Source organism: Faunimonas pinastri, assembly GCF_900110915.1.
Taxonomy (GTDB): domain Bacteria; phylum Pseudomonadota; class Alphaproteobacteria; order Rhizobiales; family Afifellaceae; genus Faunimonas; species Faunimonas pinastri.
Genome location: NZ_FOFG01000003.1, coordinates 115070 through 136750, shown reverse-complemented (window position 1 = coordinate 136750; position 21681 = coordinate 115070). Strand labels below are relative to the sequence as shown.

Below are 21681 nucleotides of genomic sequence, written 5' to 3'. Positions count from 1 at the left end.
GGCGCCGACAGCGCCAGGCCCGCAGACGGACATCGACCGAACCGAGATCATCATGACACGACAGACGCCGCTTACGATCGCCACCAATCTGAACCCGTTGCAGAACGAGCGGCTTGCGGAGCATGCATCCCGCCCCCGCATCATCCCCTATACGGACACGCGTTCCGCATGGGACGTGCCGGACGAGGCAGACGTGCTGATGACCTTTTTCAGGGGTTGGAAGACCGCGCCCCGGGACGCGGCTCCCGCCGGATGGCCGGGACGGCTGCGCTTCGTTCAGATCGCCTCGACGGGCGTCGATGCCTTTCCCTCCTGGGTCTTCACGTCCGGCCTTCCCGTCAGCTGCGCGCGCGGCGTGCCGGCGGTCGCCATCGCCGAGTACGTGTTGATGGCCCTGCTCGCGCATGAGAAGCGTTTGTTCGACTCCCTGTTCATCCGTTCCGCCGAGGATTGGACGCCCCGCTCGCTCGCCGGCCTTTCCGGCAAGACGGTCGGCCTGCTCGGCCTGGGCGCCATCGGTCAGGCCGTTGCCGAGCGTGCCCGTGCCTTCGGGGTGAAGCTCGTGGCGCTCCGGCGTTCGAATGCGACGCCGATCGAAGGCGTGGAGATCGCTGCGAGCCTTCCCGAGATGATGGCCGCCAGCGACCATCTGGTCGTGGCCCTGCCGTTGACATCCGACACGCGGGCAATTCTCGGACGGGAGGCTTTCGCGGCGGCAAAGCCGGGGCTGCACATCGTCAATGTGTCGCGCGGCGAGCTGATCGACGACGACGCGCTTCTCCACGCGCTGGAAGCCGGACAGGTCGGCGCCGCGACACTGGACGTCACCGCGCCGGAGCCGCTTCCCGCCGGCCATCCGTTCTACACGCATCCCGGCATCCGGCTTTCGCCGCATGTCTCGTGGATGTCGGAGGACAATGACGACCGGCTGACGGAAAAGCTCTTCGCCAACCTCGACCGCTTTCTTGCCGGAGAGCCGCTAGCCGATCTGGTGGAAAAGGGACGCGGCTACTAGGCCGCGTCAGAACACCGCCTGAGCGGAGACGCCGCCGTCCACGATGAGTTCCGTACCCGTGACGTAGTTCGCCTCGTCGGAAGCGAGGTAAAGGGCGGCATAGGCCACATCGAAGCCGGTGGCGACACGCTGCATCGGCGCTTGTTCCGCCCGGCGGCCGGAGAAGCGCTGGATGTCGGGATCGGCGCCGTGCTCCTCCAGGAACTGGTTGGAATTCGGCCCCGTCACGAAACAGGGCGAGACCGCATTGCTGCGAATGCCGCGCGTCGCATACTGCACCGCCACGACCTTGGTGAACTGCACCACCGCGGCCTTCGTCGTGTAATAGGCTGTATAGGGCACGCCGAGGTAGCGGCTGGCCGCGACGGAGGCGATGTTCACCACGGCGCCACCGCCGTCCCTTTCCATTATCGGCAGGGCATACTTGCAAGCCAGGAACATGCTCGTGACGTTGGTCCGCCACGAGGCGTCCCAGTCCTCCAGCGAGAGCTCGGCCGGACCGCCGACGCGGGTGATCGCAACGTTGTTGTGCAGCACGTGAAGACCCCCGAGCCGGTCGCGGCACTCCGCCACCAGTCGCTCCACGTCGTCGGGCGACGTCAGGTCGCCGATGCCGGCGAGCGCCCTCCCGCCCTCTTCCGTGATGACACGGACCGTCTCCCGCGCGGCCACCTCGTCGCGGTCCACCACGAAGACGGCAGCCCCTTCGCGGGCATAGAGCGCGGCGCAGGCCTTGCCGATGCCCCAGCCGGGTCCGGCCGAACCACCGCCTGCCAGAAAAACCACCTTGTCGGCGACGCGATCACCCATTCCGCTCTCCTGATGCGTCAGCTTTTCACCGCGCCGGCCGTCAGGCCGCCGACGAGGCGGCGCTGGACGGCAAGAAACAGCAGCAATGTCGGGATCATGGTCAGCGTGGTTGCCGCCATCATCGGTCCCCACTGCGCATTCTCGCCGCCGACGAAGTTGTAGAGGCCCACGGTCAGGACCTGCTTCTCCCCGTTGCCAAGGATGATCAGCGCATACAGGAACTCGTTCCAGCTGCTGATGAAGGCGAAGATCGCCGCAACCGCCAGACCGGGCGTCGCCAACGGAAGAACCAGCCGGAAGAAGATGGAGATGTTGTGGGCACCGTCTATCTGCCCCTGCTCCTCGATCTCCCTCGGGATACTGCGAAAATAATCCGTCAGCAGCCAGGTGGAGAAGGGAAAGTTCAGCGTGGTGTAGGCAAGGATCAGGCCGGTGTAGCTGTTGGCGAGGCCGACTTTGGCCAACAGGCCGAAGAACGGAATCACGATCAGGATCTGCGGCAGGAGGTAAGCGAGGAGGACCGCATAAAGCGCGATCTCGCGGCCACGGAAACGTGCCCGCGCCAGCGACCATCCCGCCATGGCGCCGAAGAGGACGCTGAAGACCGTCGCGCTGCCGGCTACGATGGCGCTGTTGGCCATGTAGGAGAAGAACGGCGTCTCCTGCGTAACCTGCCGGTAGAAACCGAGCGACCAGTGTTCGGGTATGTAGTGGGGCGGAAAGGAATAGACGTCGGCATAGGGCTTCAGCGACGTCGCGATCATCCAGACGAGCGGGAAGATCGCGAACGCACAGAGCACCGCCAGGATCAGATAGGAGATCGTCCGGGTCACTGCGGAGCCCTCACTTTGCGAAGCGCGTAGACATAGGTCGCCAGCAGCAGGCCCAGGATCAGCATCATGACGACCGAGACCGAGGCCATCCGCCCCAGATCGTAGCGCTGCCAGCCGACCTGAAAGGCATAGACGGGCAGCGTCGTGGTCGCATCCACCGGCCCGCCGCCCGTCGTCAGGAAGATGAAGTCGAAATTGTTGAAGACGAAGATCGTCCGCAAGATCACCAGCGACCTCAGCACCGGCATGATCAGCGGCAGGGTGATGTGGCGGAGTTCCTGCCAGTACCCCGCGCCGTCCATGCGGGCGCTCTCGTAAAGCTGCGCCGGGATCATGGTGAGCGCCGCGAGGATCGACACCAGCATGAACGGGAAGCCGAACCAGATGTTGATGAGAACCATGATCGGCATGGCGTAATCCGGCGTCGTCAGCCACGGCACCGGCGCGTCGATAAGGCCGACCAGCATCAGGAGGTGATTGGTCACCCCGTAGACGGCGTCGAGCAGAAACCGCCAGCTATAGGCCAGCACGATCGCCGGAAACGCCCACGGCACGACGAGTATCAGCCTGAACGGTTCCCGCCCCTTTCGCGTCTGCTCGAGAGCGAGGGCACCGATCAGACCCAGCAGCAACTGGCCGAGCACCGACGAGATTGTCCAGACCAGCGAGTTCTTCGCCGAATGCCAGAGCTCCGGGTCGAAGATCGTCTTGGTGTAGTTCTCCAGGCCGACGAACATCGCCCCGGGATACATCAGGTTCAGATCCGTCAGGCTTGCCCACAGATTGAAGACGAAGGGATAGGCCGTGACGAGCGCGAGGCAAAGCCCGCCCGGGATCAGGAAGAGAATGGCCAGGTGCCGATCGAGGAACCCGGCCAGAGAACGCAAAGCGGTCATGCAGGAGCTTTCAGGAGGAGGTCGCTCACCGTCGCAGTCGCCGCTTCAACATACCCGTGAGGTCTGCCATCTGCTGCTGCGCACCGCCGATCGCGTCCTTCACAGGCGTGTTGTTCAGAACGATGCGGGCCAGCATGTCTTCCACGATACGGGAACTCAGGACGGGAGAAGAGAAAGGATTGATACCGCCGTCGTCGGAGCAGAACAGCGTCGCGTGCTTCAGCGCCTCCACGGACACATCCGCCACGTGCCGGAAGCGCGAGATCACCGGGTTGGAGAAGAAAACGTCTCCCGAGGTCGCCACGGTGGTCGGGAACATGAAGAGCGGGATGGTGTGCAGGAACTCCAGATGGCGATCCGGCTGCAGCAGGAACTTGGCGAATCCACCCGCGTCTTCCGGGTTCTTGTTCTTGCCCTTCAGCACCATCAGCGCCGCGCATTGCAGGATCGTCGCGGTCTTGTCCTTGCGGGGAATTTCGATGGCGTCCAGCTGCTCGGCGACCTGCGGCGCGTCATTGGCGGCAACGGCGACCAGCGAGGCGGTGTCCAGCGTCATGCTGGTCTTGCCGCTGTTCACGAGGTTGAAATTCTCGTTGACGCTGTAGTTGAAAACCCCGGGACCGCCGGCCTTGCGGATGACCTCGACCATGAACTCGGTCGCTTCGCGAACGGGATCGGAGTCGAAGTGGACGTCGCCCTTGCTGCTGAGGAAACCGCCGCCCGCGGTCAGCGAGAGCGGGTACAGCACGGAGCAGCCGCCATTGTCGGAGCGGCTGAGCTGATAGCTCCAGCCATAATGGTCCGGGGCCGAGGTGGTCGCCACGGCCGCCTTCAGCGCGTCGTCCCAGGTGACGGGCGGCTGCAGGCCCGCGGCCGCCAGCCGGTCCTTGCGATAGACCAGAACGCGGGCCGCGCAGTAATGGGGCAGGCTCAGGAAGTGCCCATCATACGACGACATGCGGTCCAGCAGCGTCGGCGCGAAGAAGGACGGACCACCGAGATCCTTCACCAGATCGTCGGCCGGCAGCAGGTCGCCACTGGCGAAAAGCGGGATTGCCGTGTCGGAGCTGTGGATCACGAGATCGGGCATGGCGCCGCCCGCCTTCGCCGCGGCCAGCCGGTTCACCACCGACGGGGTCGGCATGGATTCGATGGTGATCGTCAGGCCCGGGTTGGCCGCCTGATAGAGGTCGGCCATCTTGCGCAGGTAATTGGCGCGCGCCGGCTGGGTGTAGAAATGCCAGAACAGCAGGGAACGCTTGGTCTGCGCCCGCGCGGGGACAGAACCGACCGTAAGGGCGGAAGCGGCCGCGACGCCGGAGAGAAAGCGGCGGCGATTCAGTTCGAAGCTCATCAATCAGTCCTTGGAATTCGAGAGTGCCGGCGCCATGCGCCCTGATGGAGCGGACGCGGTCTTCAGGAACCGTGCTCGTGGGGATGCTTGTGGATCGGATCGACCCAGTAGACCTCTTCCGGCTTCTCGACCGGATCCACGTCGGTGATGTTGACGACCACAGCCTCGTTGTCCGAGCGCACCAGCACGCATTCCAGCGGCTCGGCGGGATCGGCATTGATCTCCTGGTGCGGCACGTAGGGCGGGACGTAGATGAAGTCGCCCGGCCCCGCTTCGGCAACGAATTCCAGCCGCTCGCCCCAGCGCATGCGCGCCTTGCCGCGGATCACGAAGATCACGCTTTCCAGGGAGCCATGATGGTGGACGCCGGTCTTGGCATTCGCATCGATCCGCACCGTGCCCGCCCAGATCTTCTGGGCGCCGACGCGCGCATGATTGACCGCTGCCTGCCGGAGCATGCCCGGCGTCTGGGCGGTGTTGGCGTCGAGCTGGTCGCCCTTGATCACCCGGACACCGTCGAACTTCCAGGGGGCTTCGCCCTCGTTCTTCTCGCCTGACACACATTCCTCCGTGAGCGATCGGGTGGAAGGCAATTCCCCCGACCATCGTCTTTCAATCGGGGCTGACGCCTGCCGATCGTCGCCGCCGCCGTATCCGTCCCGGCTAACTTCCCCGATCTTACCCCGGATCGCGAAGTGTCTGTTTTCTTAAACCGCCCGAACCAAGGAAACGATTTTCGGCACATTCCCGCACAAGGGGTATGTTCAACCTCGCAAACGGACGCACGCAGTTTTCCTGGACAGGCACACGCATCGTGACCCGACGCGGGCGGCCCCCGCGATCAGCGTCTGACAATCTGCTTCTCTCCGGCTTCCACGGCGTGCCGGATCACGTTCTGCTCCGGCGGCAAGGGACAGTCGAAATGGGGAGAAAAGGCGCAGGGCGGCAGGGTGGCGAAGTTGAAGTCCACGACCGCTCGGCTACCCTCGGCAAGGACGATCGGCGCGAAACGACCGCCGCCATAGGTCACCTTGCCGTTCGTGGCGTCGCCGAAGACGGTCGTGAGTCCCGTCGCGCCACGGGTGGCGAGAAGGGTGTAATGGCGACCGGCGATCGTCAGCGCCACGTCGCCGACGACGTGGCGCCCTTCGTGTCGTCCGCCATGCCCCCGGTACCGATAGTCGATCGTGAGATCGAGCGGCGTGAAGACACCCTCGATCCGCCAGCGGGAATCGTAGGGAAAGGCCTCGATGCCAGCGAGATCGGCAACTGCCGGATCCGCCTGGTCCCATAATCGCACGGCGCGTCCGATGCCGGGCCAGTGGATCGCCGTCGCCCGCAACCTCTGGCCTTCCAGCAGCAACACGTCCCCGGAAGCCACGGTTACCGGCTTGAGGGCCACGGCCCCGCTCACCGGCTGCCCCGCCCGGGTGACCGGATTGTCCTCTGCAGGCGTGTAGCGAAGCGAGACGTCGTTGTCGGAGTCGGGCTCCCAGGTGCCGGGGAAAGCGTCCAGCTCTGTCCGACCGGAGATCCAGAAGGTGCCGACCAGCGCAGCGTCGCCGAGGGGACCGACGACATCCCGCTCCCTCGCGCCCCGGAAGGCTTCAAACTCCGCCGTCATCGACTGCCTCCAGTGCCCGCTGTTCCCGCATGCGTCCCGGCAATTCCGGTTCCGCCTTCGCGCGAACGCGGCTCCATAGCATGAAGCTGGATCAGTCTACCACTCAGCCACCACCGAAGCCCGGCAGTCCATTGCTACCCCGAAGCAACCGATCGAGGTCACCTGCGAACCGCGACAGCCGCCAGATCAGAGTTCCGATTAGCTCTGCGACCTCGGTTTGCTGCGGCCTTGCCGCATGGCCCGCCCCGGATAAGGTTGGCGCCATCCCTTCAATCGGCTGCCGCTTCCGGGCCGTGATCGTCGTCCGGTGGATGCCATGCCGGGCGGCCAGCCGCGCCGACGCAGGGTCGCCCGGACTGCACCGACGTCACCCTCTCCTGAACGCCGTGCTGCAACCCTTCGCCGAAGCCCTAGCACTCTGCGCATGACTTCTCCCGGGACAGGTGAGCCATAGGATTGCAGAATCGGGGACACGAAAAGCGGACATTCAGCTTTGCACCGCGCCGTGGCGCGGTGCAAAATCAGCGCGACGGGCTTTGCCTAATCATGGCTGCAAGAATGCACGCAGCTGCGCGTGGATCCAGGGGTAGAACTCTTCCGCCCTTGTATTCAGATTGGATTTCAGATCCCGCGTCAAATCATCGGCCAGCACTTCGAGCGCGCCGGCGGTGATGCCCTCATAGGCTTGGGCAACAACGCTGGCAGGGCTGTTTTTTGGGACGTCGTGGTTCGCTGCCATCGGTGTATCGATCATGCCGACGAGGAGGCCCACTACCTGGGTGCCCTGTCCTTCCAGTTCAAACCTGAGTGCGTTCGTGGCCGACCAGAAAGCGGCCTTCGACGCCGCGTAGGCTGTCGGCATACTGACCCAAGCTGCGGAAGACAGGATGTTGAGCATCGTTCCACCGCCGTTGCCGGCGAGAATGGGAGAGAACGCGTTGGCCATGCGTAGCGAGCCGAAGAAGTTCGTCTCGAATATGCGGCGGAGTTCGTCCTCCGGCCCGGAGATGGAATCGGATGACGGCGCGATAGCCGCGTTGTTGATCAGCAGATCGACGTCGGGGGCTTCAGCGACAGCGCGAACAACGGATTCGGCGCTCGTAATATCGAGGTGCAGTGGCTGCACGCGAGTATCGGCCCAGGCTCTGGGAGTGCGTGCAGCGGCATAAACCTTCTTAGCCCCGAGTTCGATGGCCTGTGCCACGAACTCCTGACCAAGGCCACCATTCGCTCCGGTCACGAGTACCGTCCGCCCGCTAAGAGGCAATCCTGCCTTGTCGGAGGATCCAGTCATGTTTACTCCATATAAGTGGGGAACTACCCCAGTTCATATGGGGGCACTCCCCACTTTGTAAAGGCGATTTCGATGGTTGCTCAACAACGGCCGATGCGCGCCGATGCCCGGCGAAACCGCGACGCGATCCTGGCGGCCGCGCGGGAGGTTTTTGAAACTGAAGGCGTCCTTGCCTCGCTCGACGCGATCGCTTTAAGGGCAGGAGTTGGAAACGCGACGCTCTACCGGAATTTCCCCACCCGGCAGGATCTTCTCGCGGCGGTCATGGAGGCCGACCTCGCCAGTGCGAGGGCTGAGGGCGAGGCGCTCGGCCGGCAGCGTTCGCCTCATGATGCACTTGCTGAATGGCTGGTGTGGCTGACGTGGCGGCTACGGATCTGGCATGACCTGCCTGAATGTGTAGCCACTGCTGTCGGCTCTTCGAACTCGTCGATGAACGCGGCGATATCCTGCCTCGTCGGTCAAACGGATAACCTGCTTAAACGGGCGCAGAAAGCAGGCGCCGCTGTGGAGGCAGTCACGGCAAACGAAGCTTTTGAATTGGCGACGGCCCTGTCCTGGGCGGTCGACAGATTCGGGGACGACGAGCCTGCGGCACGCAGGCGCGTGGAGGTCGCGACAGCAGGGCTTTTCATAAAGATAGCGGACGGCGGACATTCAACTCCTGATCCAGGCGAAGCATGATTGGATCTCTCGGTAACCCCCAGCCCCGCCCCAAACCAGACTGACCGCATTCCACCCGACGACGATATTCGCGTGGATCGAGACGCCGCTGGCATGGTCCGGCGGCTTTCGACCGGAATGACCGATGCAGGTTCGCTCGCGCGCACCTCAAGCGATCAGCCGTTTTGTATCCGCGAGTGAGAGTCAGGCGCCGACCGGAACCAGCTTGACATAGGAAACGATCGTTTCCTAAATAGGGTGATGAGCAGTTCCTCCTCCCCGCTTCGTGCCCGACCGATAGGGCGTCCTCGCTCGTTCGACATGACGGCCGCGCTTGATCGCGCCGTGCTGGTCTTCCGCGAGCATGGCTATGACGGCACCTCCATCGATGCGCTCAAGGCGGCAACCGATCTCACCGCCGGGAGCCTCTACAAGGCGTTCAAAGACAAGAAGCACATCTTCGCGCTCGCCTTCGCCCGCTACCTTGATGTGCGCCGAAACCAGCTTGCCGAACGGCTGGCTGGAGCAGGCACCGGGCGGGAGCGCCTCGCGGAGACGCTGCGCTTCTATCTCGACTCCGCGTCGGGCGCGGAAGGACGGAAAGGTTGCCTCGTGCTGGGGAGCCTCGTTGAGGTCGAGGCGCTCGATCCGGCACTACGCGCGGCTCTCGGCGATGCCGTTACGGACAATCGGGCGATGTTGCTCGCGATGCTTCGTGACGGGCAGCGGGATGGATCCGTGCGGGCGGACTTGGAGGTGGAGCCCTGCGCCGACCTGTTGCTCAGCCTGCTCCATGGTCTGCGCGCGGTTGGAAAGCTGGGCGATCCCGCCGGCCAGGAGGCGCTGGTAGCGCTCGCACTCAAGATGCTCGACTGATACTCACGGAAAAGAACATGACAGACCAATTGCAGCCGGCCTTGTCTTCGGACGCGCGCTTTCAGCATTGTTTCGAGACCATCGACGGCCTGCGCCTTCACTATGTGACAGCCGGAGCCCGGGAGGCCGAGCCTTTGGTGCTGCTGGCCGGCTACCCGCAGAGCTGGCTTGCCTGGCGCAAGGTGATGCCGATCCTGGCGGCGCACTTCTACGTCATTGCCGTCGACCTGCCCGGCCAGGGCGAATCCGACAAGCCGCTCGACGGCTATGACACGGGCACGGTGGCGCGACGCGTCCACGCTCTTTTGGAGCGGCTCGCGATCTCACGCTACGGTCTCGCGGCCCACGATATCGGCGCCTGGGTTGCCCTTCCCTATGCGTTGATGTTTCCGAATGAGGTCAGCCGGCTTGCGCTGCTCGACGCCGGGATCCCCGGCGTCACCCTGCCCGACATGCTCCCCACTGCGCCCGACCGGGCATGGCGGACATGGCACTTCCCGTTCCATATGATCCCGGACTTGCCGGAAGCGCTGATAGCTGGCCGCGAGCGGATCTATCTGGACTGGTTCCTGCGCCGGAAGGTTGCCAATCCACAAACCTTCAGCGAAGCCGATCTCGACGAATATGTCCGCATCTTCACCCTGCCCGGCGCGTTGCGGGCCGGGCTGGCCTTCTATCGTTCCGTCGGCCGGTCCGCCGAGCAGAACCGAGCCTTGATATGCGACGCGAAGATCGCCATGCCTGTTCTGGCCGTCAGCGCCGACCAGGGATCGATCCCGGATATGGCGGCTCCGCTCCGCTCCTTCGCGGAAACCGTCCGTGGGGAAACCATACCCCAATGCGGCCACTTCATTCCCGAGGAACAGCCGGATGCCCTTGCCCGCCTGTTCACCGAGTTCTTTGCCGAGCAATGACGGGGCCGAGCAGTGACGGGGCCGAGCAGTGACGGGGTGGTCGGGGGGCCTCTTCCGGATCCGCCACTGAAATCGCTTCGTGGCGGCCGTTCGATGTTGCCTGTTTAACAGACGAAGGCTTGCGTCTCGGTCGATCGTCAACGCTCCGATCGCACGAAGACGCGACCGTCGGCGTGACGAGGCGGCGGCTGATTGTTATGGTGGCGGTCCAAGGCGCAGGCTCAGGACGGTTTGCGCAATCCTCTTGCCACTTTGAGTAAGCCGCTTGTCAGTACGCCACCGCAACAACATCCTTGAATCGGGAACGGGCACCCGCCCAATGCTGTTCGCCCACGGGTTCGGTTGCGACCAGAACATGTGGCGGTTCGTTGCTCCCGCCTTCCAGAGTGACTTCCGGACCGTTCTCTTCGACCACGTCGGTTCCGGGCGTTCGGACCTCTCCGCTTACGAACCGGCGAAATACGCGAGCCTGAGGGGCTATGCAGACGATCTCGTGGAGATCGGGCGCGAGCTGGGCTTGAGGGATGCGGTGTTCGTCGGCCACTCGGTGAGCTGCATGATCGGCGTCCTCGCCGCGATCAAGGCACCGGATCTCTTCTCGCAACTCGTCCTTGTCTGTCCCTCGCCACGCTACATCGACGACGTCGGCTATCGTGGAGGGTTCACGGCCGCGGACATCGACGAGCTGCTGGTTTCCCTCGCGGACAACTACATGGGGTGGTCCGCTGCCATGGCACCCGCCATCATGGGCAATCCCGAGCATCCCGAACTCGGGCAGGAGCTCACCGAAAGCTTCTGCCGAACGGACCCCGAGATCGCCAGAGCCTTTGCCAGGGCGACGTTCACCTCCGACAACCGCGCAGATCTTCCCAAGGTCAGCGCCCGCACGCTCATCCTGCAATGCCTGGACGATGTCATCGCTCCACAGGAGGTCGGCGAGTACGTCCATCGCGCGATCGCCGGAAGCGAACTCGTCATCCTGGACGCTACCGGGCACTGCCCGAACCTCAGCGCCCCGCGTCAGGTCGTGGCGGCAATGCGCCCGTTTGTCGATAACCTGGCGTGAGCAACCCGGCGGATGACTCGAACATGTTCGAGAACGCCCCCTGCGCCCTGCTTTCGCTCGATGCGCGCGGGTACATCGTCAGGACCAATCGCGCCCTCACCGCGTGGACCGGCTACGCGCCGGAAACGATCGCGGGCAAGCGCTTCCTTGAGCTTCTCAGCGTCTCCGGACGCATCTTCCACGAAACCCATTTCGTTCCGTTGCTCCGCATGCATGGTTCCGCGGACGAGATCGCGCTCGATCTCGTCCGAGCCGACGGCACTCACCTGCCTGTACTGGTCAATGCCGTGGAGGAGCGCGATGGGGCCGGCGAGCTTTGCTCGATCCGCGTCGCCATTTTCAAGGCGACAGAACGGCGTCGCTACGAACGCGAACTCGTGGCGGCGCAATCGGAAGCCCGAATGCTGCAAGGACAGCTCGAGATCGCCAATGTCGCGCTCGAACGAAAACTTGGCGAAGAGCGGGATCTCGGTCGGCTGCGCGAGGAATTCATCGCCGTGCTCGGACACGACCTCCGCAATCCCCTGGCTTCGACCCGGAGCGGCGCCCGATTGCTGGCACGAGAGGTCTCAAGCGAAAGAGCGACGGTCATCCTGACGCACATGGAAGCCAGCACGGTACGCATGTCGGCCCTGATCGACAATGTGCTCGACTTCGCCCGAGGGCGGCTCGGAGGTGGCATCACGTTGGATCTCGCTGCCTCGCAACCCTTGGAGCCGGTGCTCCGACAGGTGGTTGACGAACTCCGCTACGGCACCGGTCGGGAGATCCTGACGGACTTCGCGCTGACGGAACCCGTCGCCTGCGATCACCAGCGCATCGCCCAGCTGGTTTCGAACCTCCTTGGGAACGCCCTGACGCACGGTGCGGAGGACCAGCCGATCTCGATGACCGCCCGGACGGATTCGGGTGTCTTAAGCATCTCGGTGGCGAACGGCGGCACTCCAATCTCGCCCAGCGCGATGGAGCACCTCTTCCAGCCTTTTTTCCGCGGCGGCATTCAGCCGAGCAAACAGGGCCTCGGCCTTGGCTTGCATATCGCTTCCGAAATCGCGAAGGCGCACCGAGGCACGCTGGTCGCCCAGTCTTCGTCCTCGGAGACGCGGTTCACCTTCTCCATGCCGCTCACGGATATCGGCGCTGAAGAGCACGACGGATGAAAGAGAACGCGAAAGGCTGATAGACGCAGATTTGAATGGAAAGATCCGAAGCGGGCCCGGGAGGCGTATTCGTCCGCTTCATTGACAGCGTGACCATCAGGAGCCGTCAGTCCGCATTTGCCCGAGCTCACGAATGATCGCCACGAGAACTGCGGACGTAGCGTCAGCGGCCTGCCCGGATCAGGCGATCCGCAAAGGCTGGATCGGCCGTAGGTCGAAGATTGCAGAGAGAAACCCGATGACATTGCCAGATCTATTGATTCCGACCTACGTGCAGATGCTGGGGGCTCTTTCGGCCTGGCTCGGCAAGGCCGAGACGCAGAGGCCGGGCGGCGGAGCGGAGGCTCTGCTAGCCGCGCGTATCGCCCCCGATATGTTCCCGCTTTCCACCCAGGTCCGCTTCGCGTGCGTGCAGGCACAGGAAGGGATTTTCCGTCTCCGCGGTCAGGATTTCCCGGCCTCGGTGGGCATCCTTCTTGACGAGGGGCGGAACGCGGCCGAGCACCCGGGTTCGATCGAGGATGCGCGAAAGAGGATCGCGGAGACCATCGCGCTGGTGGAGCAAGCGGCGGCAAACATGCCCGCAGTGGATCCAGCGGCGCCGGTCGCGCATGCATTGCCGCAAGGCATGGTGTTCGACCTCACTGCCGAGCAGTACGCACGCGATTGGACGTTACCGCAATTCTACTTCCACGTGATGACGGCCTACACGATATTGCGCGGCCAGGGCATCGAGTTGGGCAAGGCCGATTATGTCGCCCACATGTTCTCATACCTGCGCCCAGATACGTTGCCCTCGCAGCAGGGGCGATGAACCTCCGATAGTCGCGGGCGAACAATCTGTCACTCGTCGAACTTGATGCGAGGGCACTGCTATATGAGAGAGGCAGACGAATACAGGAATGGAGGGGACTGCCTTGCTACACGCGTATCTCATCGCTCTCACCGGGATCGCATTGGCGCAGATCAGTCCTGGCCCCAATCTGTTCGCGGTAGCTGGGGCAGCCCTCGGCCATGGCCGACGGGCAGCCTTTTTTTGTCGTCCTCGGCATCGCCGCCGGTGTCCTTCTCTGGGTAGTTGCAGCGGCGGCTGGGTTCGGCGCTCTTCTGACGCTCTACCCAGCCATTCTTACGGGGATGAAGATCCTGGGAGGCGCCTATCTCTGCTTCGTCGCATTCAGGGCGTTGCGAGCTGCGGCTGTTGGGGGAACCCCTTCGATCAAGGCCGATGAGGGCAGCTGGACGCCATACACGGCATGGCGGCGCGGTCTTCTCATCAACCTTTCAAATCCGAAATCTGCTTTGGCCTGGGCCGCGGTGGCGACTTTTCTGTACGGCTCAGGCCTGACCGCCCCGCAGGTTCTTGGCTTCGCGCCGGTTGGCTGCGCCTCCGCAATCGTCATCTACGGCGTCTACGCGACCCTGTTCTCGCTAGGCGCCGTTCGGAAGGTGCAGGCACGTTTCGCAAGAGCCACGGATGCCTTGTTCGGTCTGGCGTTCGGCGCTATCGGCGCGCGAATCCTCTCTGAGGGCGTCGGTGAGGTTGTGAGGCGCTAGGCACCGTAAGGGCAGCTTTCCAGTCATCGTTGGCGAAAGCGGCACCGTCAGGAACCACCCCATTGCCCCATGGGGACGGATGGAACGGCACCACGAAGCAGCCGTCCGTCGTTCAGCAGGAGGCGATCGGACACCCGTCGATCCGCCTCCGTTCTTTCGGCGAGGATCAGGGCGTCCTCAACCTCCAGACCGGGACCGCGCACCGGGCTTTCCAGCTTCGTGTGACCGAGCAGGATCCGGACCGCACTGAAGGTTGCCCGTGGCCTTGCAGATCTCCCGCGCCCGGAAAAGCCCGGAGCTGTCCAACGGCCACCCGTCATTCGGAGAACGCTCGAAGGAGGACGGCGCCCATCGAGCTCCGGCCTTTGCTCGCTACTCCACCGGATGCAGGGTGAGCCGCAGCCTGTCGACCGGAGAGCCGCTGAACTGCAGGGTGAATGGCGCTGGTTTCAGGTCGAAGCGGATGCTCTTGCGAGCTCCGGGGCAATCCAGAGCACCGCTGAAGGCGGAAGGCTCCACATAGTTTCCGTCCTGAACCACGTCCAACCACGCGGCATCGGCGAGCGTAAGCTGGATCGGCCCTGGTTGCGGAGGTGCGGCGAAGCGGATGAACCCGGCCTTCGCCTGAGGGTCACGCGGCGAACGTTCCGGCTGCTTCGGGAGGCCGGCTTCGCCGAGACTGGTGAGCGACACGATCATCGAACCCGCGGGAGCAACTCCCTCTCGGCCGCTCGGCAGCGGTCGAGAGGCATTCAGGTTCGCTTGCTGGTCCGCAACGATGGGCCACTTGAACTTGTCGCAACCGCGCGGCTCGTCCGCCAGAGCCGGCGAAGCGCAGAGCAGTGCGACGAGGACGGCGGCGCATTTCATCAATCGACGGCGACCATGACATCGGACGCCTTGATGACCACGGTCGCCATGTTGCCTTCCTTCAGGCCGAGGTCGTCGACGGCCTCGTTGGTGATCGCCGCGGTCACGATCTGACCGGACCCGATTTCCACGCGCACATGCGCGGTCGTCGTTCCCTTCCGCACTTCCACAATTCGCCCCTTCAGCTGGTTACGCGCGCTGATTTTCATGATCGATCTCTTTCCCGATTATCGGCAATGGACGAAGCCGCCCGCAACGTGAAGCGTTCCATATCCGCCCCCGGGACACAACGGCCTGTCGCGAGGCGGTCCCCGCGCATCCAGGCCTCACAGCCCCAGGGGCAGCCTTCTGCTACTCGCCGGCGCAGGGAAGAAAACCGTGCTCGGCCAGGATCGCCTGCGCTTCGGCGGACAACAGGAACGCTCGCAACTGTTCGGCTCCCGGCCTGAACTGCCGAGCGAGGCAGAGGCCGTATTTCACCTCGGGGCCGAGATCCGGCGGCAGGGGCAACACGCTGAGATCGGGGTTGAGCAGGGCCGATCCGGCGCCGCTGAGATATCCGACGAAGAGGTCCGCCTGATCGTTGCCGATCAGCCATTCCGACGCGCTGAATCCAGCCGGCACGAGGGACGACCCGGCCCCTCCCACCAGATGAAGCGATTTTCCGGCAAGCTTGCTGCCGACGCCCGGAGAGCTGCGTTCTACCGCCTGGAAGAATGCCATCGCGTAATCCCCGGATGGATCGGCCCCCGGGGTGGATGTCGCGAGCCTTGTCAGCGGATCGAGCATGACCTGCAGCATGTTCTCCGGCGTGAGCCCAAGGGCTGCGCGGGCCACGATGCACAGTCGGTTTTGCGCAAAGCAGGTCACCGGACCGGACAGTCCCCGCTCGCAGAGTTTTTCCGGATGGGCCAGGTTGGCGGACGCGAAAAGGTCGAACGCCTCGCCAGCTTCGATCTGTTCCCTGAGAACGCCCGCAGGTCCGAAGCGCGCCTTGATCGCCAGGCCAGTGCGGCTCTCGAACGCTGCGCCGAGGGAGGCCATCGCGTGGCGGAGGCTTCCCGCGGCAAGCACCCGGATTTCGTTCTGATTTGTCCCAGGCATCATTCTATCGCTGTCCGGCATCGGGTCTGGCGCGCCCTCGATAAAGGGGAACGACAGCGGCGCGAGGCTCGCCGCCTTCCTCGAAACGCAGCGTTCGCACGGGCAGGCCGTAGAGCGTCTGAAGATTGGCCTCGGTCATGACGGCATCGGCGCCGCCGACGAGCGCGAGGCCGAGTTCCGGCATCAGCAGAACCTGATCGGCGATGGCGAGGGCGTGGTTCGGCTGGTGGGTCGTGAAGGCGACCGCCAGACCCTCGCAGGAAAGCCGATGCACGAGGGACAGGACCTTGTCCTGATTGTGCAGATCCAGAGCGGAGGCCGGCTCGTCCAGAAGAAGGATCTCGTTCTCTCCCGCCAGCGCGCGGGCGATCAGCACAAGCTGCCGCTGCCCGCCCGACAGATCGTCGAAGGACTTCCCGGCGACCGCCCTCATTCCCACGGTCCCGAGGGCATCCAGGGCGATCTTCTCGTCTCGCGAACCGGGCGTGCCGAAGAGGGAGATGTGGCGCGCGCGGCCCATCAGAACGATATCCAGGGTGCTGTAGGGGAACGACCGCGCGAAATCCTGCGGAACGAAGCCGATATGGCCGGTGGCTCTCACCGTGCCTGTGCTCAGCCCGAGAAGCCCGGCCATGCAGCGCAGAAGCGTGGATTTCCCGCGCCCGTTCGGGCCGAGGATCGCCAGGATTTCGCCGCGACGGAGTTGCAGGTCGAGGGCCTGGAACTGCCACGCGCTGCCGTCGAAGGAGTGTCCGGCGTTCTGCAACCAAAGGCCCGGTTCAGCCATGCCGCCCGCCCATTCGTTGGCTACGCCGAAGCAGGAAGGCGAAGACGGGCGTTCCGATCAAAGCCGTGAGGATGCCAAGCGGTATCTCCGTCCCGCTGACGGTGCGGGCGACGTCGTCCACGACGATGAGGAAGAAACCTCCCAGCAGGAACGAGGCCGGCATCATCGTCCGGTGGTCCGGCCCGACGAGCATCCGCGCCGTGTGGGGAACGACCAGTCCGATCCACCCGATGATCCCGCTGACGGCGACCTGAGCCGAAACGATCGCCGCGACAAGCGCCAGGACGAACCAGCGCATCCGTTCCACATCGATCCCGAGCGCCCGCGCATCCTCATCGCCCATGGACAGGAGATTGATCCGCCAGCGCAGCGCGAGCAGGAGGCCGCCGCCCACGAGGACAGGCCCGCAGACGAGGGCGACTTTGGACCAGCTCGCGGTGGCGAGGCTGCCGAGAAGCCAGAACACCATGGCCGGGAGCTTGTCTTCCGTATCGGCCAGATACTGGACGAGGCTGACGAGCGCACCGAAGAAGCCGTGCACCACGACCCCGGCAAGAACGAGCGCCAGCAGGTTCCTGCGCGAGACGAACGAGTTCAGGCCGTACACAAGGACAAGCGCCAGCAGGCCGAAGAAGAAGGCGAATGACAGCAGCCCGAATCTCGGCAGCGAGAGAAGGATGGCAAGCGTTCCCCCGAAGGCGGCGCCCGACGAGACCCCGACGACCTGCGGCCCAACCAGCGGATTGCGGAAGACGCCCTGAAGCGCGGCGCCGGCCAGCGCCAGCCCTCCGCCGGACAGGAGCGCCAGGAGCACTCGCGGCAGCCGCACCGTGACCACCACGTTCCATTCCAGCGGCGTTATCGTCGGGGACGGCACGACGGCCGAGCAGAGAACCTCGACCACCCGCCAGAAGGGAATGTCGATCCGGCCGATCCCGAGGGAGGCGATCGCGCAGACCAGGAGCAGGGCCGCCATGCCGGCGAGCATCACGCCCGGCCGCCGGGGCACCCCTGCCCCGTCTGCGTTCGAAGCGGTCACTGTTCCAGGTCGAACGAGGTCCGGTAGAACTCCCGGTAATAGTCGTCGGCTTCCTTCTTCATGTCGATATCGGCGAAGCGGTCCGGGTAGAGCTTCTTGGCCATCCAGAGTTCGCCCAGCGCCAGCGCCTCGGGCATGGGATAGCCCCAGGCCTTGGCGTATTCCGGCATCAGGTAGATGCGCCCGTTCTTGACGGCGTCTATCCCCTGCCAGGACGCGCTCTTTCGGATATCGTCGACCACCGCCGGGTAGCGCTCCTGCACGAAGATGACGGCGGGATTCCAGGCAAGGACGTCTTCCATGCTCACCTGCTTGAAGCCGGCGATCGCATTGGCGACGTTTCGCGCGCCCGACCGTTCCATCATCAGGCCGGTGTATTTGCCATGCCCGTAGGTGGTGAGATCGGGATTGGCCATATAGACCGGCACGCGCTGCGCCTCGGAGATGCCGGCGAGACGCTCGGCCACAAGCTTGCGCGAAGCCGTGGCCTTGGCGATGAGCTTTTCCCCTTCGGCCTTGCGATCCAGGACATCGGCGATGAGGCGAATGCCGTCCGTGAGGCCCTGATCCGTCGCGGCGGTTTCATCCTTCACTTGCGGGTTGAGCTTCGTCGCTTCCGCCGGATCGACCGTCAGCAGCGAGACGGCCACGACCGGAATTCCGACGGCGGCGATTTGCTCGCGCATCTCCTCCGGGGCGTAGTTGGTGACGAAGACGACGTCCGGCTTGAGCTTCAGCAACTCCTCGATGTTGACCTTGGTCAGGCCGCCGGGCGTCGGCAGCTTCTCGATGCCGGGCGCGAGGCGGGCGAAACGCGGGCCGAGCTGCTTCTTCCATTCTTCCAGAACGCCGGCCACCTTGTCGAAGGCCCCGAGTTCGACCGCGATGTCCAACGTCTGGTGCTGGAGGATGACCGCCCGGCTCACGACATTCGGGACGTGGACCTCATGACCGATCTGATCCTTGACGACCCGGTCGGCGAAGGCGGGAAACGAGAGGCAGGCCACCATCAGGAAGACGCCGGCTGCGGGGCTCGCGCGAAGAAGGGAATGGAGACTCATGGCGATCAGGGTCCGGGAAGAGGATGAGAAGGCGGCCCGCAACACGACGAGCTCAACGGAAAGATTCTCCGTTATTCCCGATGGGATATAACGCAGGAGACTGGCAAGGCCCAGCCTCGCCTGAGCTTTCCAACCCCTGAATTCGCGCGATCGCCTGCCCTCCCGCCGGCTTTCTCCCCACATGCGCTATATCCGCGCGGGAATAACGATTGGCCTTTCACGCGACCGAACCGGCGTTAGTGTCTGCGCCGCTTCATGGAAGCATCCAACGATACCCACCGTGCCACGAGCCCTCGGTGGGCGTGAGAAGGTATGATCATGCGGAAGATCGCAACTTTGTTCGGCGCTCTCGGGCTGGCACTCGCGGCCGGCACGGCCCATGCCTCGGGGACACTGACCGTCGCTTATGCGGGGTCGATGGGCGTGGTGATGGACAAGTTCCTGGGCCCGAGCTTCGCCAAGGCTCATGGCGACGAATATCGCGGCATCGGGCAAGGCGCCTACGGGCTGGCCCGGCTGATCGCCGCCAAGCAGGTGCAGGCCGACGTCTTCATCTCCATCAATCCCGGCCCAATGCGTATTCTGCAGCAGGCGGGCCTCGTCGACGAAGCGTATCCGGTCGCCAGCACGGCCATGGTGATCGCCTACAACCCCAAGAGCAAGTTCGCGCCCCGGTTCGAAGCCGCAAAGAGCGGCAAGGGCGACTGGTGGAAGGTGCTGGAATCGCCGGACCTGAAGTTCGGACGGACCGATCCGGCCACCGATCCGCAGGGACAGAACATCATCTTCACCCTGCTCCTGGCCCAGCGCTACTACAATCAGCCGGATCTCTCCTCCAAGATCATCGGCGACATCGTCAACAAGCAGCAGATCTTCGCGGAGCCTTCGGCTTTCGCCCGACTGGAAGCCGGCCAGATCGACGCCAGCTCAGGTTACGAGGCCGCCACGATCTCGGCAAAGCTGCCCTATGTGAAACTGCCGGACGAGATCAACCTGAGCAACCCCGACCTCGCTGCCGAATGGTACGACAAGGTCCAGTTCTCGCTGAAGGACAAGGACGGCAAGGACAAGGTGCTGAAGCCGGAACCGATGGTGTATTACGCCGCCGTCGTGAAGGGCGCGCAGAACCCGACGGAAGCGAAAGCCTTCGTGGACTACCTGCAGCAGCCGGAAGGGCAGAAACTGCTGAGGGATCACGGCTATAACGAGCCCAAGGGCGGCAAGATGTAACTCGGGCCGTCCTTGCAGACACAGCAAGGCGAGGGACGGAGTTCGTCTCCCGCAGCAAGCCTCGTCGGAGCGCTCGCACTGATTCTCCTGCTGGCGCCGTTCGTGGCGCTGGCAAGCCAGACGGAGTGGCGCACCTTCGGCTTCGCCGAGGGCGACCTGGAGGCTGTTCGCGTCTCGCTGCTCTGCAGTCTTGCGTCTCTGGCGTTGATCTCGCTGCTGGGCACTCCGCTCGCCTGGTGGCTGGCGCGGACGCAATGGCGCGGCCGCTGGTTGCCGGACGCGCTCCTGCTCCTGCCGCTGCTCTCGCCACCGCTCGCGATGGGCATCCTGCTCGCCTCCTTCTACGGACCCTACGCGCCCGCCGGAATGCTTCTCCAGCGCGCCGGGATTTCGCTGAGCAACAGCGTCCCAGCCTTCATCCTGGCGCAGTGTTACGGGGCCGGACCCTATTATGTCGTGGCCGCGCGGGCGGCTTTCGAAGGCGTTCCACGGCCGCTGGAAGACGTGGCACTCACCCTTGGCCGGACGCCGCGCGAGGTGTTCTTCTCCGTCACCCTGCCGTTGGCGCGTCTGGGGCTGATCGCCGGGCTGGCGGTCGCGTGGGTGCGCGCGCTCGGCGAATTCGGCATCGTGCTGATCGTGGCCTACTATCCCCAGGGCATCCCGGTGAAGCTCTGGGTCAATCTGCAGGATATCGGCCTGACGGCGGTCTTTCCGCTGCTCTGGCTTTTCTTCCTCGTCGCGATGCCCCTCCCCTTGCTGCTGCGCTTCCTCGCGCGGCGGCGCTACGGATCCTGAGTCGTGCGGATCAGCTACACCCTCACGCATCCCATTCCGCTGAAGGCGGAATTCACGGTCGGTGGCTTCACGGTCGTCCTGGGTCGTAGCGGCGAAGGCAAGACATCGCTCCTGCGCGCCATCGCCGGGCTGCTGCCGGCAAGCGGCGAGCCCTTCGGCGATCTCGCACCCTCGTCACGCCCGATCGGCTACGTGCCCCAGGATCTCTGCCTGTTTCCGCACCTCTCGGTCTGGCAGAATGTCGGCTTCTCCCTGCCCCGGCGCGGACGCGAGGCGGCGGCGACCGAGGTTCTCGCCAGGCTCGGCATCGGCAATCTGGCCCGGCGAAGGATCTCGGAGCTTTCCGGCGGCCAGCAGCAGCGCGTCGCGATCGCCCGCGCCATTGCCCGCAAGCCCGAGTTGCTCCTTCTGGATGAACCGACCTCCGCGCTGGATCCGATCACGCGCGACGACCTCGTGGACCTCCTGAAGAACCTCGTGCGCAAGGATGGAGTGATGATCCTCGCCGTTACCCACGACAGGCAGTTCGCGACCGAAGCGGACCATGTGGCGGTGATGGATGGCGGGCGTATCGTGCAGGAAGGAAAGCCCGACGCACTTCTTGCGGCCCCCCGGACCCCCATCGTGGAGAAACTGCTGCGGGGCCGCGGCCAGCCTGCGGCGGCACACCTCCCCGCCTGCGATCGCATTTGATCCGGACCAGCCTGAATTTGCCCGCCTCTTCCAGCCT

General features: G+C 64.5%; 24 protein-coding genes. 11 read left to right on the top strand and 13 right to left on the bottom strand.

Going from position 1 to position 21681, the window contains the following annotated elements:
* Positions 1-52 precede the first annotated feature (52 nt).
* Entirely contained in the window at positions 53-1015 is a 963-nt protein-coding gene (locus BMY25_RS06100) for an NAD(P)-dependent oxidoreductase (RefSeq protein ID WP_092495870.1), read from the top strand.
* 6 nt (positions 1016-1021) lie between these two features.
* Here the strand turns inward: BMY25_RS06100 and BMY25_RS06095 are convergent, their stop codons facing one another.
* From BMY25_RS06095 to BMY25_RS06065, 7 genes are all read right to left on the bottom strand, one after another.
* The gene (locus tag BMY25_RS06095; protein ID WP_092495738.1) at positions 1022-1825 is read right to left on the bottom strand and encodes an SDR family NAD(P)-dependent oxidoreductase; all 804 of its coding nucleotides are present in this window, start codon (positions 1823-1825) and stop codon (positions 1022-1024) included.
* A gap of 17 nt (positions 1826-1842) precedes the next feature.
* Positions 1843-2658 carry a carbohydrate ABC transporter permease gene (locus BMY25_RS06090; protein WP_092495737.1) on the bottom strand — a complete coding sequence of 272 codons (816 nt, stop codon included), beginning with the start codon at positions 2656-2658 and terminating at the stop codon, positions 1843-1845.
* Positions 2655-3554: a carbohydrate ABC transporter permease gene (locus BMY25_RS06085; RefSeq protein ID WP_092495736.1), complete on the bottom strand. Its 900-nt coding sequence runs from the start codon at positions 3552-3554 to the stop codon at positions 2655-2657. Before BMY25_RS06085 ends, BMY25_RS06090 begins: the two co-directional genes overlap by 4 nt.
* A 25-nt stretch (positions 3555-3579) precedes the next feature.
* Positions 3580-4908, bottom strand: a complete 1329-nt coding sequence (locus BMY25_RS06080; protein ID WP_092495735.1) for an ABC transporter substrate-binding protein — start codon at positions 4906-4908, stop codon at positions 3580-3582.
* A 62-nt stretch (positions 4909-4970) separates the two neighbouring features.
* Positions 4971-5468, bottom strand: a complete 498-nt coding sequence (locus BMY25_RS06075) for a cupin domain-containing protein (protein ID WP_092495734.1) — start codon at positions 5466-5468, stop codon at positions 4971-4973.
* A 281-nt stretch (positions 5469-5749) separates the two neighbouring features.
* Positions 5750-6532, bottom strand: a complete 783-nt coding sequence (locus BMY25_RS06070) for a DUF1684 domain-containing protein (RefSeq protein ID WP_092495733.1) — start codon at positions 6530-6532, stop codon at positions 5750-5752.
* 544 nt (positions 6533-7076) lie between these two features.
* Positions 7077-7826 carry an SDR family oxidoreductase gene (locus BMY25_RS06065; RefSeq protein WP_092495732.1) on the bottom strand — a complete coding sequence of 250 codons (750 nt, stop codon included), beginning with the start codon at positions 7824-7826 and terminating at the stop codon, positions 7077-7079.
* Between the two features lie 72 nt (positions 7827-7898).
* Between BMY25_RS06065 and BMY25_RS06060 the strand changes: the two genes are divergently transcribed.
* The 7 genes from BMY25_RS06060 (at position 7899) to BMY25_RS06030 (ending at position 14062) form a co-directional block, all read left to right on the top strand.
* On the top strand, positions 7899-8510 hold the full coding sequence (locus BMY25_RS06060) for a TetR/AcrR family transcriptional regulator (protein WP_092495731.1): 612 nt from the start codon (positions 7899-7901) through the stop codon (positions 8508-8510).
* A 300-nt stretch (positions 8511-8810) separates the two neighbouring features.
* The gene (locus BMY25_RS06055) at positions 8811-9365 is read left to right on the top strand and encodes a TetR/AcrR family transcriptional regulator (protein ID WP_238858186.1); all 555 of its coding nucleotides are present in this window, start codon (positions 8811-8813) and stop codon (positions 9363-9365) included.
* A 17-nt stretch (positions 9366-9382) separates the two neighbouring features.
* Positions 9383-10279: an alpha/beta fold hydrolase gene (locus tag BMY25_RS06050; protein ID WP_092495729.1), complete on the top strand. Its 897-nt coding sequence runs from the start codon at positions 9383-9385 to the stop codon at positions 10277-10279.
* A gap of 265 nt (positions 10280-10544) precedes the next feature.
* Positions 10545-11345 carry an alpha/beta fold hydrolase gene (locus tag BMY25_RS06045; protein ID WP_092495728.1) on the top strand — a complete coding sequence of 267 codons (801 nt, stop codon included), beginning with the start codon at positions 10545-10547 and terminating at the stop codon, positions 11343-11345.
* A gap of 23 nt (positions 11346-11368) precedes the next feature.
* Positions 11369-12505 (top strand): PAS domain-containing sensor histidine kinase, encoded by a 1137-nt coding sequence (locus tag BMY25_RS06040; RefSeq protein ID WP_092495869.1) that lies wholly within the window; start codon positions 11369-11371, stop codon positions 12503-12505.
* 133 nt (positions 12506-12638) lie between these two features.
* Complete coding sequence (locus tag BMY25_RS06035) at positions 12639-13319, top strand: DUF1993 domain-containing protein (protein ID WP_238858185.1); 681 nt, start codon at positions 12639-12641, stop codon at positions 13317-13319.
* A gap of 200 nt (positions 13320-13519) precedes the next feature.
* Complete coding sequence (locus BMY25_RS06030) at positions 13520-14062, top strand: LysE family translocator (protein WP_238858184.1); 543 nt, start codon at positions 13520-13522, stop codon at positions 14060-14062.
* 372 nt (positions 14063-14434) lie between these two features.
* Here the strand turns inward: BMY25_RS06030 and BMY25_RS06025 are convergent, their stop codons facing one another.
* From BMY25_RS06025 to BMY25_RS06000, 6 genes are all read right to left on the bottom strand, one after another.
* Positions 14435-14932: a hypothetical protein gene (locus tag BMY25_RS06025; protein ID WP_092495727.1), complete on the bottom strand. Its 498-nt coding sequence runs from the start codon at positions 14930-14932 to the stop codon at positions 14435-14437.
* Positions 14932-15141: a TOBE domain-containing protein gene (locus BMY25_RS06020; protein ID WP_092495726.1), complete on the bottom strand. Its 210-nt coding sequence runs from the start codon at positions 15139-15141 to the stop codon at positions 14932-14934. The genes BMY25_RS06025 and BMY25_RS06020 overlap by 1 nt, the downstream gene beginning before the upstream one ends.
* A gap of 142 nt (positions 15142-15283) precedes the next feature.
* Positions 15284-16036, bottom strand: coding sequence for a molybdate ABC transporter substrate-binding protein (gene modA / locus BMY25_RS06015; protein WP_092495867.1), 753 nt, complete (start codon positions 16034-16036; stop codon positions 15284-15286).
* 4 nt (positions 16037-16040) lie between these two features.
* Positions 16041-16823 carry an ABC transporter ATP-binding protein gene (locus tag BMY25_RS06010; RefSeq protein ID WP_092495725.1) on the bottom strand — a complete coding sequence of 261 codons (783 nt, stop codon included), beginning with the start codon at positions 16821-16823 and terminating at the stop codon, positions 16041-16043.
* Positions 16816-17811 (bottom strand): FecCD family ABC transporter permease, encoded by a 996-nt coding sequence (locus tag BMY25_RS06005; protein ID WP_092495866.1) that lies wholly within the window; start codon positions 17809-17811, stop codon positions 16816-16818. The genes BMY25_RS06010 and BMY25_RS06005 overlap by 8 nt, the downstream gene beginning before the upstream one ends.
* A 47-nt stretch (positions 17812-17858) precedes the next feature.
* Positions 17859-18923 carry an ABC transporter substrate-binding protein gene (locus BMY25_RS06000; RefSeq protein ID WP_092495724.1) on the bottom strand — a complete coding sequence of 355 codons (1065 nt, stop codon included), beginning with the start codon at positions 18921-18923 and terminating at the stop codon, positions 17859-17861.
* Between the two features lie 318 nt (positions 18924-19241).
* On the opposite strand from BMY25_RS06000, the gene BMY25_RS05995 reads away from it, so the two are divergent.
* Genes BMY25_RS05995 through BMY25_RS05985 form a run of 3 tightly spaced genes read left to right on the top strand, consistent with a single transcriptional unit; the run spans position 19242 to position 21644 of the window.
* Positions 19242-20153: an extracellular solute-binding protein gene (locus tag BMY25_RS05995; protein WP_238858181.1), complete on the top strand. Its 912-nt coding sequence runs from the start codon at positions 19242-19244 to the stop codon at positions 20151-20153.
* A 12-nt stretch (positions 20154-20165) separates the two neighbouring features.
* Positions 20166-20951, top strand: a complete 786-nt coding sequence (locus BMY25_RS05990; RefSeq protein ID WP_092495722.1) for an ABC transporter permease subunit — start codon at positions 20166-20168, stop codon at positions 20949-20951.
* A gap of 3 nt (positions 20952-20954) precedes the next feature.
* Entirely contained in the window at positions 20955-21644 is a 690-nt protein-coding gene (locus tag BMY25_RS05985; protein ID WP_092495721.1) for an ABC transporter ATP-binding protein, read from the top strand.
* Positions 21645-21681 lie beyond the last annotated feature (37 nt).

Excerpts from the sequence above, each read along its gene's own strand:
- BMY25_RS06100 (WP_092495870.1), top strand. The coding sequence starts at position 53 with ATGACACGACAGACGCCGCTTACGATCGCCACCAATCTGAACCCGTTG.
- BMY25_RS06095 (WP_092495738.1), bottom strand. The coding sequence starts at position 1,825 with ATGGGTGATCGCGTCGCCGACAAGGTGGTTTTTCTGGCAGGCGGTGGT.
- BMY25_RS06085 (WP_092495736.1), bottom strand. The coding sequence starts at position 3,554 with ATGACCGCTTTGCGTTCTCTGGCCGGGTTCCTCGATCGGCACCTGGCC.
- BMY25_RS06080 (WP_092495735.1), bottom strand. The coding sequence starts at position 4,908 with ATGAGCTTCGAACTGAATCGCCGCCGCTTTCTCTCCGGCGTCGCGGCC.
- BMY25_RS06070 (WP_092495733.1), bottom strand. The coding sequence starts at position 6,532 with ATGACGGCGGAGTTTGAAGCCTTCCGGGGCGCGAGGGAGCGGGATGTC.
- BMY25_RS06065 (WP_092495732.1), bottom strand. The coding sequence starts at position 7,826 with ATGACTGGATCCTCCGACAAGGCAGGATTGCCTCTTAGCGGGCGGACG.
- BMY25_RS06060 (WP_092495731.1), top strand. The coding sequence starts at position 7,899 with ATGGTTGCTCAACAACGGCCGATGCGCGCCGATGCCCGGCGAAACCGC.
- BMY25_RS06055 (WP_238858186.1), top strand. The coding sequence starts at position 8,811 with ATGACGGCCGCGCTTGATCGCGCCGTGCTGGTCTTCCGCGAGCATGGC.
- BMY25_RS06050 (WP_092495729.1), top strand. The coding sequence starts at position 9,383 with ATGACAGACCAATTGCAGCCGGCCTTGTCTTCGGACGCGCGCTTTCAG.
- BMY25_RS06040 (WP_092495869.1), top strand. The coding sequence starts at position 11,369 with ATGTTCGAGAACGCCCCCTGCGCCCTGCTTTCGCTCGATGCGCGCGGG.
- BMY25_RS06035 (WP_238858185.1), top strand. The coding sequence starts at position 12,639 with ATGATCGCCACGAGAACTGCGGACGTAGCGTCAGCGGCCTGCCCGGAT.
- BMY25_RS06030 (WP_238858184.1), top strand. The coding sequence starts at position 13,520 with ATGGCCGACGGGCAGCCTTTTTTTGTCGTCCTCGGCATCGCCGCCGGT.
- BMY25_RS06025 (WP_092495727.1), bottom strand. The coding sequence starts at position 14,932 with ATGAAATGCGCCGCCGTCCTCGTCGCACTGCTCTGCGCTTCGCCGGCT.
- BMY25_RS06020 (WP_092495726.1), bottom strand. The coding sequence starts at position 15,141 with ATGAAAATCAGCGCGCGTAACCAGCTGAAGGGGCGAATTGTGGAAGTG.
- modA (WP_092495867.1), bottom strand. The coding sequence starts at position 16,036 with ATGCCTGGGACAAATCAGAACGAAATCCGGGTGCTTGCCGCGGGAAGC.
- BMY25_RS06010 (WP_092495725.1), bottom strand. The coding sequence starts at position 16,823 with ATGGCTGAACCGGGCCTTTGGTTGCAGAACGCCGGACACTCCTTCGAC.
- BMY25_RS06005 (WP_092495866.1), bottom strand. The coding sequence starts at position 17,811 with ATGCTCGCCGGCATGGCGGCCCTGCTCCTGGTCTGCGCGATCGCCTCC.
- BMY25_RS06000 (WP_092495724.1), bottom strand. The coding sequence starts at position 18,923 with ATGAGTCTCCATTCCCTTCTTCGCGCGAGCCCCGCAGCCGGCGTCTTC.
- BMY25_RS05995 (WP_238858181.1), top strand. The coding sequence starts at position 19,242 with ATGCGGAAGATCGCAACTTTGTTCGGCGCTCTCGGGCTGGCACTCGCG.